Raw genomic sequence first — 19330 nt, forward strand, 5'->3', positions numbered from 1 at the left:
CCACATGATTGCAACGCTACGGTGCCCGCCGATGGAACCCCGTCTGGATTACTACACCGCCTCGCCGGAAGCCCTCAAGGGATTGCTGCTGCTCGAAGCCCAGAGCTTCGAGCTGTCGATCGAGAAGCCGTTGCTGGAACTGGTGAAGATCCGCGTCTCGCAACTCAACCACTGCGCCTTCTGCTGTGACATGCACGCGGTGCAGGCGCGGCAGAACGGCGAGGATGAGCGGCGCCTGTATGCCCTCTGCGTGTGGCGCGACTCGGGGCTGTTCAGCCCGCGGGAAAAAGCCGCGCTGGCCTGGAGCGAGGCGGTGACCCGCTTGCCCGAGGGCGCGGTGCCGGACTCGCTGTTCCAGGCCGTGCGCGGTGAATTCAGCGAGCGCGAGCTGGTCGACCTGACCGTCGCGGTGGCCGCCATCAATTGCTGGAACCGCCTGGCCGTGGCGTTCGGCCAGCAGCCCAGCCCCTGACCCCATTCTTTCAACCCAACCAAGGTAACTGTGATGAAACTGCTGCACGTCGATGCCAGCGCCAAAGGCGAACGTTCCAACTCCCGCGCCCTGGGCCGCCACTTCATCGAGCGGCTGCAAGGCCTGGGGGTCGATCTGCAGATCGACTACCTGGACCTGGCGGTGGACGCCCCGGCCCCTGTCAGCGAGGCCTTCGCCATCGCCACCTACACCCATCCCGAGGCCCGCACGCCGCAGATGCGCCAGACCCTGGCGGCCTCGGATGCCTTGTGCCGGCGAGTGATGGACGCCGATGCCTGCCTGTTCGCCATGCCGATGTACAACTGGTCGATGCCCTCGACCTTCAAGGCCTTCATCGACAGCATCACCCGCACCGAGCTGACTTACCTCAACACCCCGGACGGCATCGTCGGCCAGCTGACCCGGCAGAAGGTGCTGTTCCTCACCAGCCGCGGCGCCGACCTGCGCCCGGGCAACCCCATGGCCTGGATGGACGCCCTGACCCCGGCGCTGAAAGCCGCCTTTGCCTTTATCGGCGTGCGCAGCCCGCTGTTCGTCGATGCGCAGCCGCTGCAATTCGCCGACCCCGAGGCACGGGAGCAAGCCCTGCAGCGGGCGAGGGGCGAGTTGGATGTGGTGGCCAGGCAGTGGGCCGCCGCGTAACGGCGACGGCTGCGCCGTCTATCGCGGGCAAGCCTCGCTCCTACAGGTCATGCGTACCTTGTAGGAGCGAGCGGGCGGCGATCCGACTTGCCCGCGATAAGGCCCGAAAGGCCAACGCAAAACTCAAGGCCGCTGCGGCTTCACCGAACTGCCAAAGGTATTGCCCATCCGCGTGCCGGTGGCCGCCGGCGTGGATAGGCCCATCTGGTTCGGCGCGCGCCGCTCGATCGGCACCTGCATGGCCTCGCGGTTTTTCTGCGCGGCCTTGGCGGCGTCGGGGTCGTTGCCCATCTGCTTGCTCAGGCAGCCATAGTCCGGGGCCTTGTAGCCGCCCACGCTGACGTCGACGCAACCCTCGGTGGCCGGTGTGGCCTTGGGGGGGGCCGCGGCCTGGACGGCCAGCGACAGGGCACCGAGCAGCAGGCTGCCGGCGAGGGGGAAAAGGTGTTTCATCGGGGGCCTCCTGGCGGGCCCGCGAGGGCCGTTGTGGGCCTTGAGTGTAAAGCAAGGCCGGCCGCGCAAAGGTGATGGTTTTTTTGCGCGTGCGGTAACACCAGATTCATAAACTGGCCTCAGGATGACGGTTTTCAGGGACAGGTCAGCCGTGCAGCGACGCCGGGCGAAGGTCGGTTATCGGTGTTTCTTTCACGCGGGGTTCGCGCGCTGTGGCCTTGCGCTGCTGTTGGCGCTGGCGGTCGCGCCTGCCAGCGGCGCGACGCCTGTCGCGGCGGCGCCGGCCGACTCGCGGCAACGGCTGGACCTGGACATCGCCGCGCAAGACCTGGCCGACGCCCTGGAACTGTTCAGCCGTTCGACCGGGATGGCGGTGCTGGTCGACCGCGAGCTGACCCGCGGGCGCCGCTCGGTGCGGGTCCAGGGACGCTACAGCGCCCGGGATGCCTTGAGTCGCTTGCTGACAGGGAGTGGTTTGATGGCCCGTTACGCCCGTTCCGATGCCTTTACCTTGCAAGTCGCCCAGCTCAGCGATCCGCCCACCGCCAGCAGCGCGGGCGGCAGCGCCGGGGCCTGGGCCGGCAGCAGTTTCGCCAGTGCCCTGCAACGCGCGGTGGAGGCCGGCCTGTGCCGTTCGGAACTGACCCGGCCCGGGCGCTACCGTGCGGTTCTGCAACTGTGGATCGACCGCGGCGGGCATATCGAACACAGCCGCCTGCTCACCACCACCGGCGATCTGCAACGTGACGAGGCGCTGGTGCAGCGCCTCGCCGAGACCTGGGTCGAACGACCCGCGCCGAGTTCGCTGCGCCAGCCAGTGACCTTGCTCCTGTTGCCCGACAGCACAGGAAAACCCATGGATTGCCGACAACGGGAAGGAGCCTCCGGGGCATGAAGAATACCGGACACAGTCCGATGGTCAGGTTGTTCCTGACCTCCTATGACGACTTCAAGGCGCGCCTGCGCCGCCGGCTGGGCTCGGAGGACCTGGCCAACGACGTGCTGCATGAGACCTACCTGCGGGTCGACCGCATGGAAACGCCGCCGGACCTGGCCCAGCCCAATGCCTACCTCTATCGCATGGCCCTGAACATCGCCGCCGACCGCCGCCAGGCCGATGCCCGGCTGCTCACCGGCAGCGAGGTCGAGGAGCTGCTGCAGATCGGCGACGAGGCCCTGGACCCGTCGCGGGTGGTGGGCGGGCAGAAGGAAATCCAGTGCCTGCTCAAGGCGCTCTACGAGTTGCCGGCGCGGCGCCGGCGGATCTTCATCGCCGCGCGCCTGGAAGAGGCGCCGCACCTGGAAATATCCCAGCGCTTCGGCATTTCGACACGGATGGTCGAGAAGGAAATCAAGGCGGCCCTGGGCCATTGCGCCGCGCGCCTTGAAAGAAAAGTGATTCGGCGGTTCGGTCCCGGGGCCGGAAAACCGTCCTAGTCACTAGAGTCCCCCGAATAATCCGTGAGTACCCGCACGCTTGAACATCTTTAGCATCTCCACCTCTCGGGCCGCACCGGACCACCGCTTGCGCAACGAGGCCCAGGATTGGCTGCTCCTGCTGACGTCGGGGCGGGCTACTGCCGCCGATGCCCGGGCGCTGCAACAGTGGTGCGCGCAGAGCCCGCAGCATGCCGCGGCGTTCGAGCAGGCCAAGCGCCTGTGGCACGGGCTCAAGCCCGCGGCCGAGGCGTGCCAGGCCACAGGGCCGCGGCACTTCGGCCGGCGGGCGTTCCTCGGCGGCGCGTTGGCGGCCTCGGTGGCGCTGCTGGCGGTGCGGGTCTCGGTGCCCGGCGGTTTTGCCGGGCTCGGCGCCGACTACCAGACGGCGGTCGGCGAGCAGCGCCGGGTCGACCTGGACGACGGCCTGAGCCTGGAACTCAACACCCAGACCCGCCTCAGCCGCCGCGAACTGGCCGCCGGCGGGCAGGGCCTGGAGCTGCTCGAAGGCGAGGTCGAGGTGTCGAGTCGCGGTGCGCTGCCGGTTCGGGTCCAGGCCGGCAACGGCTGGCTGAGCGCGTCCCGGGCGCGCTTCAATGTGCGCAATACCGACCACAGCGTGTGCGTGACCTGTATCGACGGCGCCTTACAGGTCGAGGTCGGCGGCCGCCTGATCCGCCTGGACAGCGGCCGCCAGCTGACCTACGACAGCCAGCGGGTGGGCGAGCCGAAAGCGGTGGATCCGACGACGGTGATCGCCTGGCGCGAGCAGGTCCTGGTGTTCGACAACGCCACCCTCAACACCGTGATCGACGAAATCAACCGCTACCGCCCGGGCATGCTGGTGCTGCTCAACGCCGAACTGGGCAAGCGCAAGGTGCAGGCGCGTTTCAACCTCAACCAGCTGGCCGGCGTGGCCCTGCTGATCCGCGACGCCTACGGCGCCAAGTGCACCGAACTGCCGGGCGGGGTGGTGCTGTTGAGCTGATGCGTGGCAAGCCGGCACGAAACCGGTAGGCGCGAAGCCTGCTCGCGACGGCACCCGTTCAGACGCCCCGCAGCGCCTGCATCGCGGGCAAGCCTCGCTCCTACGGCCCACGGATTTCCGCGACTTTATACACCTACCCTGTAGCCGCTGCCGAGCCTTGGCGAGGCTGCGATCGGCCCGCAGGGCCGCCAAACCTGCTGCCGCGCAATAGCTGGAAAAACACGGTGCCTGCCTGGCGAGTCCTGCGGCCTCGATCGCAGCCTCGCCGGGGCTCGGCAGAGGCTACGGGGATGGGGTTCCGGCAGGTGGTTTCGCGGCGTTTTGGCATCGATGCAGATCGGTTCTTGCGGCCGACCTGCTTTGTGTAGCCGCTGCCGAGCGCCAGCGAGGCTGCGATCGGCCCGCAGGGCCGCCAAACCTGCCGCCGCGCACTATCTGGAAAAACGCGGTGTCTGCCTGGCGAGTCCTACGGCCTCGATCGCAGCCTCGCCGGGGCTCGGCAGCGGCTACGGGGATGGGGTTCCGGCAGGTGGTTTCGCGGCGTTTTTGGCATCGATGCAGATCGGTTCTTGCGGCCGACCTGCTTTGTGTAGCCGCTGCCGAGCGCCAGCGAGGCTGCGATCGGCCCGCAGGGCCGCCAAACCTGCTGCCGCGCAATAGCTGGAAAAACACGGTGCCTGCCTGGCGAGTCCTGCGGCCTCGATCGCAGCCTCGCCGGGGCTCGGCAGCGGCTACGGGAATGGGGTTTCGGCAGGTGGTTTCGCGGTGTTTTTGGTATCGATGCAAATCGGTTCTTGCGGCCGACCTGCCTTGTGTAGCCGCTGCCGAGCGCAGCGAGGCTGCGATCGGCCCGCAGGGCCGCCAAACCTGCCGCCGCGCAATAGCTGGAAAAACGCGGTGCCTGCCTGGCGAGTCCTGCGGCCTCGATCGCAGCCTCGCCGGGGCTCGGCAGCGGCTACGGGGGGAGTTCTTTGGCGGGTTAGTCCAGGGGGCCGAGCACCTGGCGGTAGCGCTCTTCGCCTTGCGGCGTCTGGCGCACCAGGCGGATTTCCAGGCCGGGCGGGTTTTCCTTGCGGTTGCCGCTGAGCTGGCGCCAGCCCTTGTCCCGGTCCCAGACCCGGACCTGCAGCTCGCTGACCTGCTCCAGCACCGCCACGGGGTTTTTCGGCGCGGGCAGCGGGTAGCGGTCCCGGGCCGGCGCCGCCGCGCGGTACAGGGTGTCGCCCTTGAGCCACCAGCGCACCCGTTGCAGGCCGTCGCCGGGTGTGGCCGCGCTGCGGATCACGTCCAGGCGGAAGGTGCCGCTGTCGGTGCCGCGCACAGTCAGGGCCGCCGGCACGTCGGCGGCTTCATTGTCGACCCCGGGCAGCGCCGGTTCCGCCAGTTCGACGCTGGCCCGCAGCGCCACGTCCCGCTCCAGCTGGTGCAGAGTGCGCAGCAGCACCTCGGTCTGTTCGCTGCTGGCCTGCAGATGGCTGTCGGCGCGGCTGACGCTGTCCAGGCCGCGCCAGGCGATCACGCTGACCACCGCCATCAACAGGATCGCCACCATCACTTCGATCAAGGTGAAGCCGCCTTGCCGGGGCGTTGGGCCGGCCCTCATGGCAGCGCCACCACACGCACCTGGCCGGTGGCCGAGCGCTGCACCGTCAGGCTGTACTGGCCGTCGGACAACTGCACCTGCAACGGCGCGTCGATCCACTCGGCATTGAGCACCAGGCGCGGGCCGGGCTCCACCCGTGCCTTGACCGAGGGGCTGGCCCAGCGCCGCGGCCGCAGCTGCGGGTCGTCCTTGAACCGATCGACACCGCGCCCGTCGTCGCTGGGGCGGCTGAAGGCGAAGCCCTTGGCGTCCGCCTGCCAACTGATCGGCCGGCCGTCCACCCGCGCCTCGGCCTGGGCCACCTGGAGCAGCTGGGCCAGGCGCTCGGCGTCCTGGCGCAGGCCCTGCAGCGGGTCGGGGCGGATGCTCAGGCTGATGGCGGCGCTGGCGATCCCGATGATCACCAGCACCACCATCAGCTCGATCAGGGTGAAGCCCTGTTGTCGGGATGGGGTCATGGGCGCGCCTCCTGTGCGTTGCTTTTTATCCTGCCCGGCGAATGTGAAATAAAAACGTGACCATTGCGCGCTAGGCTGCCCCTACGGACAACAGGAGGTCCTTGCCATGGCATTCGTCCATCGATTTTCCCCGCCGCAGCTGGTGCAGTCCCTGGCGCTGCTGGCGATAGTGGCCGGGGTGGCGACCTGGTCGTCGCTGCTGCTGACGCCGGCCGAGTCGCGCACCCCGCAGGCGCCGCCGCAAACCCTGGCGGCCCAGGCCCGGAGCCCGGCGCAGCAGTGGTTTTCCAACCAGCCGCTGGTGCTGGACATCAAGGTCACCGGGCTGTTGGCCAGCCCCCGGGGCGCGGTGGCGATCCTCAGTCTCAACGACGCGCCGCCGCGCAGTTTCCTGGTGGGCGAGCGCCTAGGCCAGGGCGTGCAATTGGTGGCGATCGAGGGCGACGGCGTGGTGATCGAGCGCGGCGGCGAACGCTCGCGGGTGGAAGTCGGCAAGTTGCCGCAGGGCCTGGTTCTGCCGGTGTTGATCCGGCAATAAGCACGCACCAGGCGCGGCGTGCCTGGTGCACCGCGTTGTCCCGATCGCCGGCAAGCCTGGCTCCTACAGTCCGAGGCGGACATGCATTGGCGGCAACCCCCGCACCTGTAGGAGCGCAGCTTGCGCGCGAGGCGTTGTGCCTGATGCACCGCGTTGTCCCGATCGCCGGCAAGCCTGGCTCCTACAGTCCGAGGCGGACATGCATTGGCGGCAGCCCTCGCACCTGTAGGAGCGCAGCTTGCGCGCGAGGCGTCGTGCCAGACACACCGCGCTGCCCTTAACGATTGGCGTTTTTCGGCATACGGGCGAGCAGGGTGTCCAGGCGGGCCAGGGGCGGGGCCTCGCGGCTGCGGTCCAGGACCTGCACGCTGACCCTGGCCAGGCGCGGGTCGGGGCTGGGTCCGATGGTCTGTTCGCAGCGCAGCTTGAGCCGGCCCTGGTCGCATTCCAGGCTCTTGCTGCCCGGCGGCAGGCGGCCTTCCAGGCGCAGCTGGGCCAGGTGCGACTGGGCCGCCAGCAGGGCGATGGACTTGTCCCGCAGCAGGCCGTTGCTCTGGGTCATCAGGCCGGCCACGCGCACCGCCGCCGACATGGCCACGGCGATGATCGCCAGGGCGACCAGCACTTCGATCAAGGTGAAACCCTGCTGCCTGGCAGGTGCTCCGGAGGCTGGCTGGCGTGGGCCCGGCATGGATGTCTCGCAGCGTGGATGAAGGCTTGCAGGCTAACCGGCAAATTTGACCGATTGGCTACGGGCGCTCCCGAGCAACGTCAATATCACTGACATATTTTCTTGCAACACTGCGCGACGAATCGAAATCAAGCCAAGGAATGTCGAGATGGATGTCGTGTACCGCAAGTCGCAGCCACAGCCCCGGTTTCAGCCCCGACGCCCGCGCGGCCAGGGCGGTTTCACCCTGATCGAGATCATGGTGGTGGTGGTCATCCTCGGGATCCTGGCCGCCATGGTGGTGCCCAAGGTGCTCGACCGTCCGGACCAGGCCCGCGCCACCGCGGCCAAGCAGGACATCGGCGGGCTGATGCAGGCCCTCAAACTCTATCGCCTCGACCACGGCACCTACCCGAGCATGAACCAGGGCCTGAAAGTGCTGGTGGAACGCCCCGCGGACGCCAAGAACAGCAACTGGCGCTCTTACCTGGAACGCCTGCCCAACGACCCCTGGAGCCGTCCTTACCACTACCTCAACCCGGGCGCCAACGGTGAAGTCGATGTGTTTTCCCTGGGCGCCGACGGCCAGCCAGACGGTGACGGCGTGAATGCCGATATCGGCTCCTGGCAGCTATAAGCGCCGCCATGACAGCCCGTTCGCCGAGCGCGGCGCAACAGCGTGGCATGGCCATTATCAGCGCCTTGCTGATCGCCGCCGTGGTGGCGGTGATCGCCGGCGGCATGCTCACCCGCCAGACCCTGTTCACCCGCGCTCTGGAGAGCGAGCAACTGCGGGTCCAGGGCAGCTGGCAGCTGCAGGGCGGCCTGGAAGTCGGCCGCCAGCGCCTGTGGGAAGACCGCCAGCGCGACGTGCTGACCCGTCCCGGCCAGGCCTGGGCGCGGCCGATCCAGCTGGCGGCGCTGGGCCCGGGCAGCGGGCCGTTCGAAGGCCGGCTGGAAGACGAGCAGGGCAAGTTCAACCTGCGCAACCTGCTGGCCAATGACCGCCTGGACCCGTTGCAGATCGAGAATTTCCAGCGCCTGTGCGCGTTGCTCGGGGTCAACGCGGCGGTGGGCCAGCGCATCGGCCAGCGGGTGATCGCCTCTTACCCGCGGCTGTTGGGCCCGGAAGGCGCGGCGCCGGCCGCCAGCGGATTGCACAGCGGCCGCGACACCTCGCCGGACGCCGCGCGCAAGCCGCTGCTGGCCAGGCAACCGATGCTGCGCAGCCTCGACGACCTGCTGGGCATCGAGGGCGTCGACGAACCGCTGCTGGCGCGCCTGGCGCCCTTTGTCACCATCCTGCCGGCCAACACCTGGCTCAACGGCAATACCGCCAGCGCCGAAGCCCTGGCGGCGACGGTGCCGGGGCTGACGCTGCCGCGGGCCAGGGCGCTGATCGCCGAGCGCGACAGCGGGCAGTGGTTCATCAACCAGGGCGACTTCATCAACCGCCTGCGCCTGCCCGAGGTGCCGGCGGACAAGGTGCGGGTCGGCATCACCAGCGAGTGGTTCCGCCTGCAGGGGCTGGCCCGCGGCGAGCGGCGCCGGGTCAGGCTGCTGGCGTTGCTGCATCGCAGCGAAGACAACATGCCGCGGGTGATCTGGTCGCGGGTGGGCGTATGAGCCGCCTGCGCGTCAGCCTGCCGCCGCTGCACAGCCTCACGGCCCAGAGCCAGGTCAGCCATGCCTGGCTGGATCGCCAGGGGCAAGTCAGCGAGGGACGGATCGGCCGGGCCAGCCTGATGCAACTGGGGCAGACGCCCAAGGTGCCGGCCGTGGAGTGTTTCCTGCACCCCGAGGACAGCCTGCTGGCGAGCATCGAGCTGCCGGCCCTGGCGCCGGCCAAGGTCAGCGCGGCGGTGGCCTGCGCCGCCCAGGCGCTGATCCTCGGCCAGAGCGACGACATGCACGTGGCCCATGGCCCGCGCGACGCCGAGGGCCAGGTGCCCATCAGCTGGTTACCACGCACGGCGCTGGCGCAGCTGGGGCAGGTACTGGAACAGGCCGGCCTCAAGCTGCGCGGCCTGTACCCGGCGCCCTATGCCTTGCCGGTGCCGCTGAGCGGGCAGGTGACGGCCAGCCTGCTGGAGGGGCATTTACTGCTGCGCCACAGCCCGCAGCAGGGCAGCGTGCAACCGCTGCCCGAGGAAGCCTTGCAGGCATTGCTGGCCAACGGCGCCGGGTTGCAATGGATTGGCGACGGGGCCCCGGAAGCGGCCCTGGCGCACCTGCCGGACAGCCAGCGCTGGACCGGCCCGCTGCCCGACTGGGGCCTGCACGGTGGCGTGCAAAACGCCGGGCGGCGCCAGCCGGGCTGGGGCCGCGCCGCGGCCTTGTGCGCGGCGGCGCTGGCGGTCTGGACCCTGGGCCTGAACCTCTACGCCGCGCGCCAGGCGGACCAGGGCCAGCAGCTCAAGGCGCAGATGAGCCAGCGGGTGCGCCAGGTATTTCCCCAGGTGCCGGTGATCCTCAACCCCCTGCAACAGGCGCGTCAGCAACTGGAGGCGCAGCAGAACGGCAGCGGCGGCGACGCCCCGCAGAGCTTCAACAGCCTGGTGCAGCAGGCGGGCAACGCCATGCCGTTCATGGTCGGCGGCGTCGAGCAACTGAACTACGCCAACGGCGAACTGCAACTGAGCCTGCTCGGCGACACCCGCGTGCCACCGCCGGACAGCGGCTGGCAGGGCCTGCTGAGCCAGGCCGGGATCGAAGCCAGCCCCGGCGACCAGGGCTGGACCCTGCGGGTGGGCAGCGGGGCCGCCGGCGCCGCGCCGATGGCCGCCGACGACAGCGATGCCAGCGAGGAAGACGACGATGAATAAGCAGACCCTCGGCCGCTATCGCGAGCGCTGGCAGCGCCAGGCCAGCCAGGCGCGGCTGTACTGGAACGGCCTGGCGCTGCGCGAGAAGCGCCTGCTCGGCGGCGCGTCGGCGCTGCTCGGCGCGGTGCTGGTGTGGCTGCTGCTGATCGAGCCGGCCGTGAAGAAGATCGATTACTGGCAGGCCGAGATTCCCAAGCTGCGCTCCCAGGCCGAGGCCCTGGAAGTGCTGCTGCACCAGGCCGGCGGGCCCCGTGGCGACGCGTCGGGGCAGAACCTGGAGCAGGCCCTGCGCCAGACCCTGGACGCCGCCGGCCTGCAGGGGGCCTACCAGTTGCAGGCGGCGGACGAGGGCGAAGCCCAGGCCTGGCACTTGAGTTTTCAAGAGGCCCCGGCGGACGCCGTGGTCGGTTGGCTGCTGGGCAATCCCCGGCAGTTTTCCCTGGAAGTGATGGAGGCCCGCCTGCAACGCGCGGGGCCGGCCGACATCGATGGCACGGCAGGCAAACTGTCTGGAACCGTTCGCATGGATCAGGCGCTGGGCGCTAAGGAAGCTTCATGAAGTGGTCAGGTGGTTTTTCCCCACGCCAATCGCGCAAGGCCCTGTCCTGGTGCCTGCTGGCGCCGTTGGCGCTGGCGCTGGCGGCGTGCACGAACAACAAGGAACCGCAGGCGCCGCTGCTGGTGGACAGCGAGCTGGGGCGGCCCCTGGCCGAAACCAATCGCCAGGGCGGCGATGTGGTCGCCGAGCGGGAAAAGGCCCAGGCGCAACAGACCCAGCGGCCCAGGTACCAGCATCCGATCAGCCGCAGTGCACGCCCTTCCGGCGCGAGCAGCAGTACCGGCAACACGGTGGTGCGCAACCCCCTGGGCGACCAGCCGGTGCGCCTGAATTTCGTCGACGTCGATATCCAGGCCGTGGTCCGGGCCCTGGCACGCTCCACTGGCCAGCAGTTCCTGGTGGACCCGCGGGTCAAGGGCAACCTGACCCTGGTCAGCGAGGGCGAGGTGCCGGCCCACCAGGCCTACGACATGCTGCTGGCGGCGCTGCGCATGCAGGGTTTCAGCGTGGTCGACGTCGGCGGCGTCGCCCAGGTGGTGCCCGAGGCCGACGCCAAGCTGCTCGGCGGGCCGATCTACAACGCGAGCAAGCCATCGGCCAACGGCATGCTGACGCGCACCTTCCGCCTGCAATACGAGAACGCGGTGAACCTGATCCCGGTGCTGCGCCCGATCGTGTCGCCGAACAACCCGATCAACGCCTACCCGGGCAACAACAGCATCGTCATCACCGACTACGCCGAGAACCTCACCAGGGTGGCGCAGATCATCGAGGGCATCGACATCCCCAGCGCCCTGGACACCGACGTGGTGGCGGTGCAGAACGGCATCGCCGTGGACATCGCCGGGATGGTCTCCGAGCTGCTGGAGGCCCAGGGCGCCGACCCGACCCAGAAGATCAGCGTGGTCGGCGACCCGCGTTCCAACTCGATCATCATCCGCACCGGCAGCCCCGAGCGCACTGAGCTTGCGCGCAACCTGATCTACAAGCTGGACAACGCCCAGAGCAACCCGAGCAACCTGCACGTGGTGTACCTGCGCAACGCCCAGGCCGGCAAGCTGGCCCAGGCCCTGCGCGGCCTGCTCACCGGCGAGAGCGACAGCGGCACCGGTGACAACGCGCGGGCCATGCTCGGCAGCATGGGCGGCAGCCTCGGGCAGGGCGGCAGCAGCGCCAGCGGCCAGAGCGGCAGCGGCAGTTCCACCGGCGGCAGTTCGAGCTTGGGCAGCAGTAGCAGTTCCGGCAGCGGCTATGCCCAGGGCGGCAGTGGCGCCAGCAGCCAGGGCGGCACCCAGGGCGGCGACCAGAACACCGCTTTCAGCGCCGGCGGCGTGACCATCCAGGCCGATGCGACTACCAACACCCTGCTGATTTCCGCGCCGGAACCGCTGTACCGCAACCTGCGGGAAGTCATCGACATGCTCGACCAGCGTCGCGCCCAGGTGGTGATCGAAAGCCTGATCGTCGAAGTCGGCGAGGACGATGCCGCCGAGTTCGGCGTGCAGTGGCAGACCGGCAACCTGGGGGGCAGCGGCATCATCGGCGGCGCCAACCTGGGGGGCAGCGGCCTGAACCTCAACGGCAAGACCAGCATCGACGTGCTGCCCCAGGGCCTCAACCTCGGCCTGGTCAACGGCACCGTGGATATCCCCGGGATCGGCAAGATCCTCGACCTCAAGGTCCTGGCCCGGGCCCTGAAGACCAAGGGCGGGACCAACGTGCTGTCGACGCCGAACCTGCTGACCCTGGACAACGAGGCGGCGAGCATTTTCGTCGGCCAGACCATTCCCTTTGTCACCGGCAGCTATGTCACCGGCGGTGGCGGCAACAGCAACAACCCGTTCCAGACCGTGCAGCGCGAGGAGGTGGGCCTGAAGCTCAATGTGCGGCCGCAGATTTCCGAGGGCGGCACGGTCAAGCTCGACATCTACCAGGAGGTCAGCAGCGTCGACCAGCGCGCCTCGGTGCAGGCCGGCACCGTGACCCAGAAGCGCGCGATCGATACCAGCGTGCTGCTCGACGACGGGCAGATCATGGTCCTGGGGGGCTTGCTGCAGGACGGCTACAGCCAGAACAACAACGCGGTGCCGTGGCTGTCGACGATCCCGGGGATCGGCGCGCTGTTTCGCAATGAGAGCCGTTCGACCACCAAGACCAATCTGATGGTGTTCCTGCGGCCCTACATTATTCGCGACAGCGCCGCGGGGCGCAGCATTACCCTCAACCGCTACGACTTCATGCGCCGTGCCCAGGGCGGCCTGCAGCCGGAGCGCAGTTGGGCCATGCCGGATATGCAGGCGCCGCAGTTGCCGACGGCGGAGCAGGGGGTGCCGGGGGCGGTGCCGACCTCGGCGCAGCAGCCTCGCGCCACGATTCGGGCTGTGCCGGTTAAGCCGGTGATTACGCAATGAACGGCGGCGAGGGCTGCGCCACCCTGGCTTTTCGTAGCCGCTGCCGAGCGCAGCGAGGCTGCGATCGGGCGCGCAGCGGCCGCCAGGGCGGGCAGCGCGGTGTATCAGGCGGATCGAGGCGGATGGTTTTGCGTCTGCTGCGCAGCCGATCGCAGCCTCGCCGGGGCTCGGCAGCGGCTACGGGGATGGTGCAGACGTGCGCGTGTAGCCGCTGCCGAGCGCAGCGAGGCTGCGATCGGGCGCGCAGCGGCCGCCAGGGCGGGCGGCTCGGTGTATCGGGCAGAGCGAGGTGGAGGTTTTTGCGTCTGCTGCGCAGCCGATCGCAGCCTCGCCGGGGCTCGGCAGCGGCTACGGGGATCACCGTCGAATCCAGGCCGACCGGCAGGTCGCCTTGCTTTAGCAACGGATATGTACACCGCCAAGGCCAGGAGGCCCTCCCATGAACCCACAACTCCCCTACGCCTGGGCCAAATCCCAACGCATCCTCCTGCGCCATAGCGAGGAGGGCGCCGTCCTCCTGGTCTGTTCCTCGACCCCCGGCTGGTCGATCAGCGAGGTCCGTCGCCAGTTCGGCCCGGCGCGGCTGGAGCGGGTGCGCGACGAGGAGCTCGATGGCCTGTTGGCCAGCGCCTATTCCGATACCGGCAGTGCCGCCGCGGTGGTCGGGGCGGCGGAGAACGAAGTCGATCTCGACCGCCTGATGCAGGACATCCCGGAAATCACCGACCTGCTGGACACCCAGGACGGCGCGCCGGTGATCCGCATGATCAACGCCTTGCTGACCCAGGCCGCGCGGGACGGCGCCAGCGATATCCATATCGAGCCCTATGAAAGCCATTCGGTGGTGCGCTACCGGGTCGACGGCACCCTGCGTGACGTGGTGTCGCCGCGCAAGGCGCTGCATGGCGCGCTGGTGTCGCGGATCAAGATCATGGCCCAGCTGGATATCGCCGAAAAACGCCTGCCCCAGGACGGCCGCATCGCCCTGCGCGTGGCCGGGCGACCGATCGATATCCGCGTCTCCACCGTGCCCACCGGCCACGGCGAACGGGTGGTGATGCGCCTGCTGGACAAGCAGGCCGGGCGCCTGCAGCTGGAGACCCTGGGCATGGACCCGCAACTGCTGGCCAGGCTCGACGGTCTGATCCGCCAGCCCCACGGCATCGTGCTGGTCACCGGGCCCACCGGCAGCGGCAAGACCACCAGCCTCTACGCCGCCCTGGCGCGGCTGGACGCCAGCACCAGCAATATCCTTACCGTCGAAGACCCGGTGGAGTACGACCTGCCGGGCATCAGCCAGATCCAGGTCAACGCCAAGATCGACATGACCTTCGCCCTGGCCCTGCGCGCGATCCTGCGCCAGGACCCGGACATCATCATGATCGGCGAGATCCGCGACCTGGAGACCGCGCAGATCGCCGTGCAGGCCTCGCTCACCGGGCACCTGGTGCTGGCGACCCTGCACACCAACGACGCGGTGTCGGCGATCAACCGCCTGATCGACATGGGCGTCGAGCCGTTCCTGCTGGCCTCGTCGATGCTCGGGGTGCTGGCCCAGCGCCTGGTGCGCCGCCTGTGCCCGCAGTGCAAGGAAGAGGACCCGAGCGCCCCCGGCACCTGGCGCCCGGTGGGCTGTCCGGCCTGCAACCAGATCGGCTACAGCGGCCGGACCGGCATCCATGAGCTGTTCTGCGTCGACGACGATGTGCGCAGCCTGATCCACCAGGGCGCCGACGAGCAGGCGCTGAGTGCCGCCGCCCGCCGCGCCGGGATGCTGAGCATGCGCGAGGACGGCGAGCGCTGGGTGCGCAGCGGCGCCACCGCCCCCGAAGAAATCCTCCGTGTGACCCGGGACGCCTGATGAACCGTTATCGCTACGAAGCCGCCGACGCCCTCGGCAAGATCGAGTCCGGGCATCTGGAGGCCGACAGCCAGGGCGCGGCCTTCGCTGCGTTGCGCAGCCGCGGCCTGACCGCCCTGGCGGTGCAGCTGGAGGGCGGTACGCCCAAGGCCGGAGGCGGCGGCCTGTTCAGCGCCAAGCTGTCGGACAACGATCTGGCCTGGGCCACCCGCCAGCTGGCCAGCCTGCTGGGCGCCAGCCTGCCGCTGGAGGCGGCGCTCAGCGCCACGGTGGAGCAGGCCGAACGCAAGCACATCGCCCAGACCCTCAGCGCGGTACGCGCCGACGTGCGCAGCGGCATGCGCCTGGCCGAGGCGCTGGCGGCGCGGCCGCGGGATTTCCCGGATATCTACCGCGCGCTGATCGCCGCCGGTGAAGAGTCGGGCGACCTGGCCCAGGTCATGGAGCGCCTGGCCGACTACATCGAAGAGCGCAACACCCTGCGTGGCAAGATCCTCACGGCCTTTATCTATCCGGGGGTGGTGGGACTGGTCTCGGTGGGCATCGTGATCTTCCTGCTCAGCTACGTGGTGCCGCAGGTGGTCAGCGCCTTTTCCCAGGCGCGCCAGGATCTGCCGGGGCTGACCCTGGCGATGCTCAACGCCAGCGACTTTATCCGCGCCTGGGGCTGGCTGTGCTTCGGTGTGCTGGCCGGTGGTTTCTGGAGCTGGCGCCTGTACCTGCGCAATCCGCTGGCGCGCCTGAACTGGCACAGCCGGGTGCTGCGCCTGCCGCTGATCGGGCGCTTCGTGCTGGGCTTGAACACCGCGCGGTTCGCCTCGACCCTGGCGATCCTCGGCGGTGCCGGGGTGCCGCTGCTGCGCGCCCTGGAAGCGGCGCGCCAGACCCTGTCCAACGACCGCCTGAGCCAGAGCGTCAGCGACGCCACCGCCAAGGTTCGCGAAGGGGTCAACCTGGCCGCCGCGCTGCGGGTGGAAAAAGTCTTCCCGCCGGTGCTGATCCACCTGATCGCCAGCGGCGAGAAAACCGGCGCGCTGCCGCCGATGCTCGAACGCGCGGCGCAAACCCTGTCCCGCGACATCGAACGCCGCGCCATGGGCATGACCGCCTTGCTCGAACCGCTGATGATCGTGGTCATGGGTGGGGTGGTGTTGGTGATCGTCATGGCGGTGCTGCTGCCGATCATCGAGATCAACCAGCTGGTGCAATGACCAACCCTGTAGGAGCGAAGCTTGCTCGCGATGGCGTCCGTCCAGGCAGACCGCGGCGCCTGCATCGCGGGCAAGCCTCGCTCCTACGGATTGTGAGTTTCGTATGCGAACGCTCTGTAGCCGCTGCCGAGCCCCGGCGAGGCTGCGATCGAGGTGGGCGGCATTCCGACGAAGTCCTCGCTAAACCTGTGCACGCGGTTTGCCAAGAAAAACAGCGCGGGGTTGCCTCAACATTTTTTCTGCCCCGACGCCCGCCACCCGAGCCGCCATCCCGGCGAACTCGGGTTCCTCGTTCTGTCATGCGCGAACCCGGGTATCGACCCCGGCCCAACCCCCGCGCCGCGCCCAGCCGCAAGCGGGCACAAAGCCCACGGAAACCTCGCTGTCACCTGCGCGCAAACCCTTGCGCCAGGGCCCTCGAACACCCGAGAAAAGTTTTGAAAATCAAGCGCTTCCTCCCGAGGTTTTTTCCTTTATCTGTCACCGGAAACTGCGAACTTCTTACCCATGGCCTCACCCACACAACGCTCTCCGAGCAGGGCAGAGGATCTGAGCGCCATGGCGTCATGCAAGAACCATTGACCTCCGTATACACACGACGAAAGGAGATTCTTCATGTTTAAGCGCACTATGATCGCGGCTTCCCTGGCCGTAGCCGCCCTGGCTTCGGCTCAATCGATGGCTGCTGTCGTTGGTGGCGGTGCCACTCTGCCTCAACAGCTGTACAACACTCCGGGCGTACTGAGCGCCGGTTTCAGCGCCTACTTCGGCGTCGGCAGCGGCGGCGGCAAGACCGCTGTGCTGACCAACAACATCGGTGTGCTGAACTCCGGCCTGCCAGCCGGCACCACCGTCGACTACGCCGGCAGCGACTCGATTCTCAACGCCACCGAAATCAGCACCTACCAGGCTGCCCACCAGTCTCCGGGCGTACCAGCCACTTCCCCTGACAACTGGGGCCCGCTGCTGCAATTCCCGTCGGCCGCCACCTCGGTGACCATTCCTTACAACAAGGCCGGCACCACCAACCTGAACCTGACCAGCGAGCAACTGTGCCTGGCCCTGTCGAGCAACAACGGCGCCGCCCGCACCTGGGGTGAAGTGCTCGGCACTTCCGATACCACGCCGGTGCGCGTGGTGTACCGCTCCAACAGCAGCGGCACTTCGGAAATCCTCACCCGTCACCTGAACAACCGTTGCGCCTCGCTGTTCACCACCGTCAGCAGCACCTTCGCCAACGCCCAGCCAGGCGCCAAGCCTGCCACCTGGATCGGCGTCACCAGCAGCGCCGCTGTCGCCAGCACCGTGGCTTCCACCGCCGGTGCCATCGGTTATGTCGGCCCTGAAGATGTCGACGCCACCAACAACGCCGTCGTGGCTCGCGTCAACGGCCTGCTGCCTACCGTAGGCAACGTGCAGACCGCCCTGAGCACCATCGCGCCTCCATCCACCGCCGCCGACCGCGCCGACCTGACCAAGTGGGCACCGGTACTGCCTAACCCGGACAGCGGCTACTCGATCGTCGGCTACACCAACTTCATCTTCGGCCAGTGCTACAAGGACGCTGCGGACGTCACTTCGATCCGTACCTTCCTGGGCAAGCACTACAACGCCACCTTCGCCAACAGCAACGACCAGGCGATCATCGACAAGAAACTGATCCCGCTGACCGCGGCCTGGAAAACCGCGATCCGCGGTGCCTTCATTCCGCCAACCAGCGCCCAGGGCGTGAACAACGCCAGCGTGTGCAACGGTATCGGCCGTCCAGCCTGATCCAGGCCGCGGTTCGCTAGCTGCAACACCGATCGGCAACGGCGCCCGCCGTTGCCGATTTTTTCGTCCAGCGAATTTCCAGCTGCCGGCGCCCAGCGCCCGGCAGCGCAGGGGGGTGTCATGTCCCGATATCTGTTGCTGGCCCTGGCCGGGGCCTTGGCCGGCCTGGTCGGCGCACCGGCCTCGGCGGCCCTGGACGGTGGCGGCTCGTACCTGATGCAGGGCTTCTACAGCAGCCCCGGCGTATTGCCGCCGGCGGCGGGGCCCTACCATGCCGCCGGCAGCGGCGCGGGCAAGCAGGCGCTGCTGAACAACGACAGCCAGGCCCTGGTCCCGGGCTCGCCCCAGCGCTTCTCCGTGGATTACGCCAGCAGCGAATCCCGGCTCGCTGCCGTCGAGTTCGACCACTACCGTGGCGTGCACCAGGCACCGGGGGCCGTGCCCGGCTCGGCGGCGGACTGGGGCCCGCTGATCCAGGTGCCGGTGGCGATCACCTCGGTGGCGCTGCCTTACCGGGTGCGCCAGGCCAGCGGCCAGCCAGTGACCGACCTGGACCTGAACGGCGGCATGCTCTGCGGCCTGTTCGCCGGCACCCTTACCCGCTGGAGCGAGATCGACCCGGGCTATGCCAACGTGCCGGTGAAGGTCTTCTACCGCGCCGACCGCAGCGGCACCAGCGAGTTGCTCACGCGCCATCTCAACAGCCTCTGCCCCCAGGCGTTCCGCGTCGGCAACCTGTTCGCCACGGCGCACCAGGGCCCGCTGCCCGCGCACTGGCAGGCGGTGAGCAGCGACCAGGCCCTGCAGGCCGCGGTCGCCGCCAACGACGGCGCCATCGGTTATACGGGCCCCACGGCCCTGGACATCACCAGCAACGCCCAGGTGGCGCGGGTCAACGGCCTGTTGCCGCCGACAGCGGGCGATCCGGTCGGCCTGGCGCAGCTCGCTCCGCCGAGCAGCCCCGCCGAGCGCGCCGACCCGTTCAAATGGGCGCCGGACATCGCCAACCCGGCCTATGGCTACGCCATCGTCGGCTACAGCTACCTGCTGTTCGGCCAGTGCTACCGCGACCCGCAGGACGCCGTTGCCCTGCGGGTTTTCCTCGGGCGCCACTTCAGTGCCAACCCCGAGGTGAGGCACGACGCCCAGCTGAGCGCGCAGCACCTGATCCCGCTCCCCGCCATCTGGAAGAGCGCCATCCGCAACGCCTTCATCCCCCCCACGAGCGCACAAGGCCTGAACAACCCCAGCGTGTGCAACGGCACCGGCCGGCCGCGGTGAGCGCACAGGCGGATGAAGTTTTCATGACAAAGGTTCGGTGCCGGGTGGCGCCAACCGCCTATTAGCGAGCGCTGTGTCTGTCACCGCGGATGCAGCCGCCGACCTCTTTCGCGACGATGTAAAAGGA

At 68.8% G+C, this 19330-nt stretch carries 19 protein-coding genes; 15 read left to right on the forward strand and 4 right to left on the reverse strand.

The window, feature by feature from the left end; translation table 11 throughout:
- The first annotated feature begins 31 nt into the window (after window positions 1-31).
- Both TO66_RS14030 and TO66_RS14035 read left to right on the forward strand, forming a co-directional pair.
- Window positions 32-472, forward strand: coding sequence for a carboxymuconolactone decarboxylase family protein (locus TO66_RS14030; protein ID WP_044462887.1), 441 nt, complete (start codon window positions 32-34; stop codon window positions 470-472).
- Between the two features lie 33 nt (window positions 473-505).
- A complete protein-coding gene (locus TO66_RS14035) occupies window positions 506-1135 on the forward strand; it encodes an FMN-dependent NADH-azoreductase (protein WP_044462888.1) in 630 nt (209 codons plus the stop codon).
- A gap of 123 nt (window positions 1136-1258) precedes the next feature.
- Here TO66_RS14035 and TO66_RS14040 read toward each other — a convergent pair whose 3' ends face one another.
- A complete protein-coding gene (locus TO66_RS14040; protein WP_044462889.1) occupies window positions 1259-1588 on the reverse strand; it encodes a hypothetical protein in 330 nt (109 codons plus the stop codon).
- A 151-nt stretch (window positions 1589-1739) separates the two neighbouring features.
- On the opposite strand from TO66_RS14040, the gene TO66_RS14045 reads away from it, so the two are divergent.
- From TO66_RS14045 to TO66_RS14055, 3 genes are read left to right on the forward strand one after another with little or no spacing between them, the layout of a single operon-like run.
- Window positions 1740-2483 (forward strand): STN domain-containing protein, encoded by a 744-nt coding sequence (locus TO66_RS14045; RefSeq protein ID WP_193790150.1) that lies wholly within the window; start codon window positions 1740-1742, stop codon window positions 2481-2483.
- On the forward strand, window positions 2480-3025 hold the full coding sequence (locus TO66_RS14050; protein ID WP_044462890.1) for an RNA polymerase sigma factor: 546 nt from the start codon (window positions 2480-2482) through the stop codon (window positions 3023-3025). Before TO66_RS14045 ends, TO66_RS14050 begins: the two co-directional genes overlap by 4 nt.
- A gap of 40 nt (window positions 3026-3065) precedes the next feature.
- On the forward strand, window positions 3066-4013 hold the full coding sequence (locus tag TO66_RS14055) for a FecR domain-containing protein (protein WP_044462891.1): 948 nt from the start codon (window positions 3066-3068) through the stop codon (window positions 4011-4013).
- Window positions 4014-4992: 979 nt separating this feature from the next.
- Here the strand turns inward: TO66_RS14055 and TO66_RS14060 are convergent.
- Together TO66_RS14060 and gspH are read right to left on the reverse strand one after the other, a co-directional pair.
- Window positions 4993-5616 (reverse strand): type II secretion system protein J, encoded by a 624-nt coding sequence (locus TO66_RS14060; protein ID WP_044462892.1) that lies wholly within the window; start codon window positions 5614-5616, stop codon window positions 4993-4995.
- On the reverse strand, window positions 5613-6074 hold the full coding sequence (gene gspH, locus TO66_RS14065; protein ID WP_044462893.1) for a type II secretion system minor pseudopilin GspH: 462 nt from the start codon (window positions 6072-6074) through the stop codon (window positions 5613-5615). The genes TO66_RS14060 and gspH overlap by 4 nt, the downstream gene beginning before the upstream one ends.
- A 106-nt stretch (window positions 6075-6180) precedes the next feature.
- Here gspH and TO66_RS14070 point away from each other — a divergent pair, with 106 nt between their 5' ends.
- Window positions 6181-6612 (forward strand): type II secretion system protein N, encoded by a 432-nt coding sequence (locus TO66_RS14070; RefSeq protein WP_044462894.1) that lies wholly within the window; start codon window positions 6181-6183, stop codon window positions 6610-6612.
- A gap of 277 nt (window positions 6613-6889) precedes the next feature.
- On the opposite strand, the gene gspI is transcribed toward TO66_RS14070, so the two are convergent.
- The gene (gene gspI, locus TO66_RS14075; RefSeq protein ID WP_044462895.1) at window positions 6890-7303 is read right to left on the reverse strand and encodes a type II secretion system minor pseudopilin GspI; all 414 of its coding nucleotides are present in this window, start codon (window positions 7301-7303) and stop codon (window positions 6890-6892) included.
- Between the two features lie 148 nt (window positions 7304-7451).
- On the opposite strand from gspI, the gene gspG reads away from it, so the two are divergent.
- The 9 genes from gspG (at window position 7452) to TO66_RS14120 (ending at window position 19203) form a co-directional block, all read left to right on the forward strand.
- Window positions 7452-7919 carry a type II secretion system major pseudopilin GspG gene (gspG, locus tag TO66_RS14080; protein ID WP_044462896.1) on the forward strand — a complete coding sequence of 156 codons (468 nt, stop codon included), beginning with the start codon at window positions 7452-7454 and terminating at the stop codon, window positions 7917-7919.
- A gap of 8 nt (window positions 7920-7927) precedes the next feature.
- On the forward strand, window positions 7928-8908 hold the full coding sequence (gene gspK / locus TO66_RS14085; RefSeq protein ID WP_044462897.1) for a type II secretion system minor pseudopilin GspK: 981 nt from the start codon (window positions 7928-7930) through the stop codon (window positions 8906-8908).
- Window positions 8905-10107 carry a type II secretion system protein GspL gene (gspL, locus tag TO66_RS14090; RefSeq protein WP_044462898.1) on the forward strand — a complete coding sequence of 401 codons (1203 nt, stop codon included), beginning with the start codon at window positions 8905-8907 and terminating at the stop codon, window positions 10105-10107. The genes gspK and gspL overlap by 4 nt, the downstream gene beginning before the upstream one ends.
- A complete protein-coding gene (gspM, locus tag TO66_RS14095) occupies window positions 10100-10666 on the forward strand; it encodes a type II secretion system protein GspM (protein ID WP_044462899.1) in 567 nt (188 codons plus the stop codon). Before gspL ends, gspM begins: the two co-directional genes overlap by 8 nt.
- Window positions 10663-13077, forward strand: a complete 2415-nt coding sequence (gspD, locus tag TO66_RS14100) for a type II secretion system secretin GspD (protein ID WP_044462900.1) — start codon at window positions 10663-10665, stop codon at window positions 13075-13077. The genes gspM and gspD overlap by 4 nt, the downstream gene beginning before the upstream one ends.
- Window positions 13078-13516: 439 nt before the next feature.
- Window positions 13517-14938, forward strand: coding sequence for a type II secretion system ATPase GspE (gene gspE, locus TO66_RS14105; RefSeq protein ID WP_044462901.1), 1422 nt, complete (start codon window positions 13517-13519; stop codon window positions 14936-14938).
- The gene (gene gspF / locus TO66_RS14110; RefSeq protein ID WP_044462902.1) at window positions 14938-16149 is read left to right on the forward strand and encodes a type II secretion system inner membrane protein GspF; all 1212 of its coding nucleotides are present in this window, start codon (window positions 14938-14940) and stop codon (window positions 16147-16149) included. The genes gspE and gspF overlap by 1 nt, the downstream gene beginning before the upstream one ends.
- 615 nt (window positions 16150-16764) lie before the next feature.
- The gene (locus TO66_RS14115) at window positions 16765-17922 is read left to right on the forward strand and encodes a substrate-binding domain-containing protein (protein WP_044462903.1); all 1158 of its coding nucleotides are present in this window, start codon (window positions 16765-16767) and stop codon (window positions 17920-17922) included.
- A gap of 120 nt (window positions 17923-18042) precedes the next feature.
- Window positions 18043-19203: a substrate-binding domain-containing protein gene (locus TO66_RS14120; protein ID WP_052506119.1), complete on the forward strand. Its 1161-nt coding sequence runs from the start codon at window positions 18043-18045 to the stop codon at window positions 19201-19203.
- Window positions 19204-19330 lie beyond the last annotated feature (127 nt).

The sequence above is a fragment of the Pseudomonas sp. MRSN 12121 genome, from assembly GCF_000931465.1.
Classification (GTDB): Bacteria; Pseudomonadota; Gammaproteobacteria; order Pseudomonadales; family Pseudomonadaceae; genus Aquipseudomonas.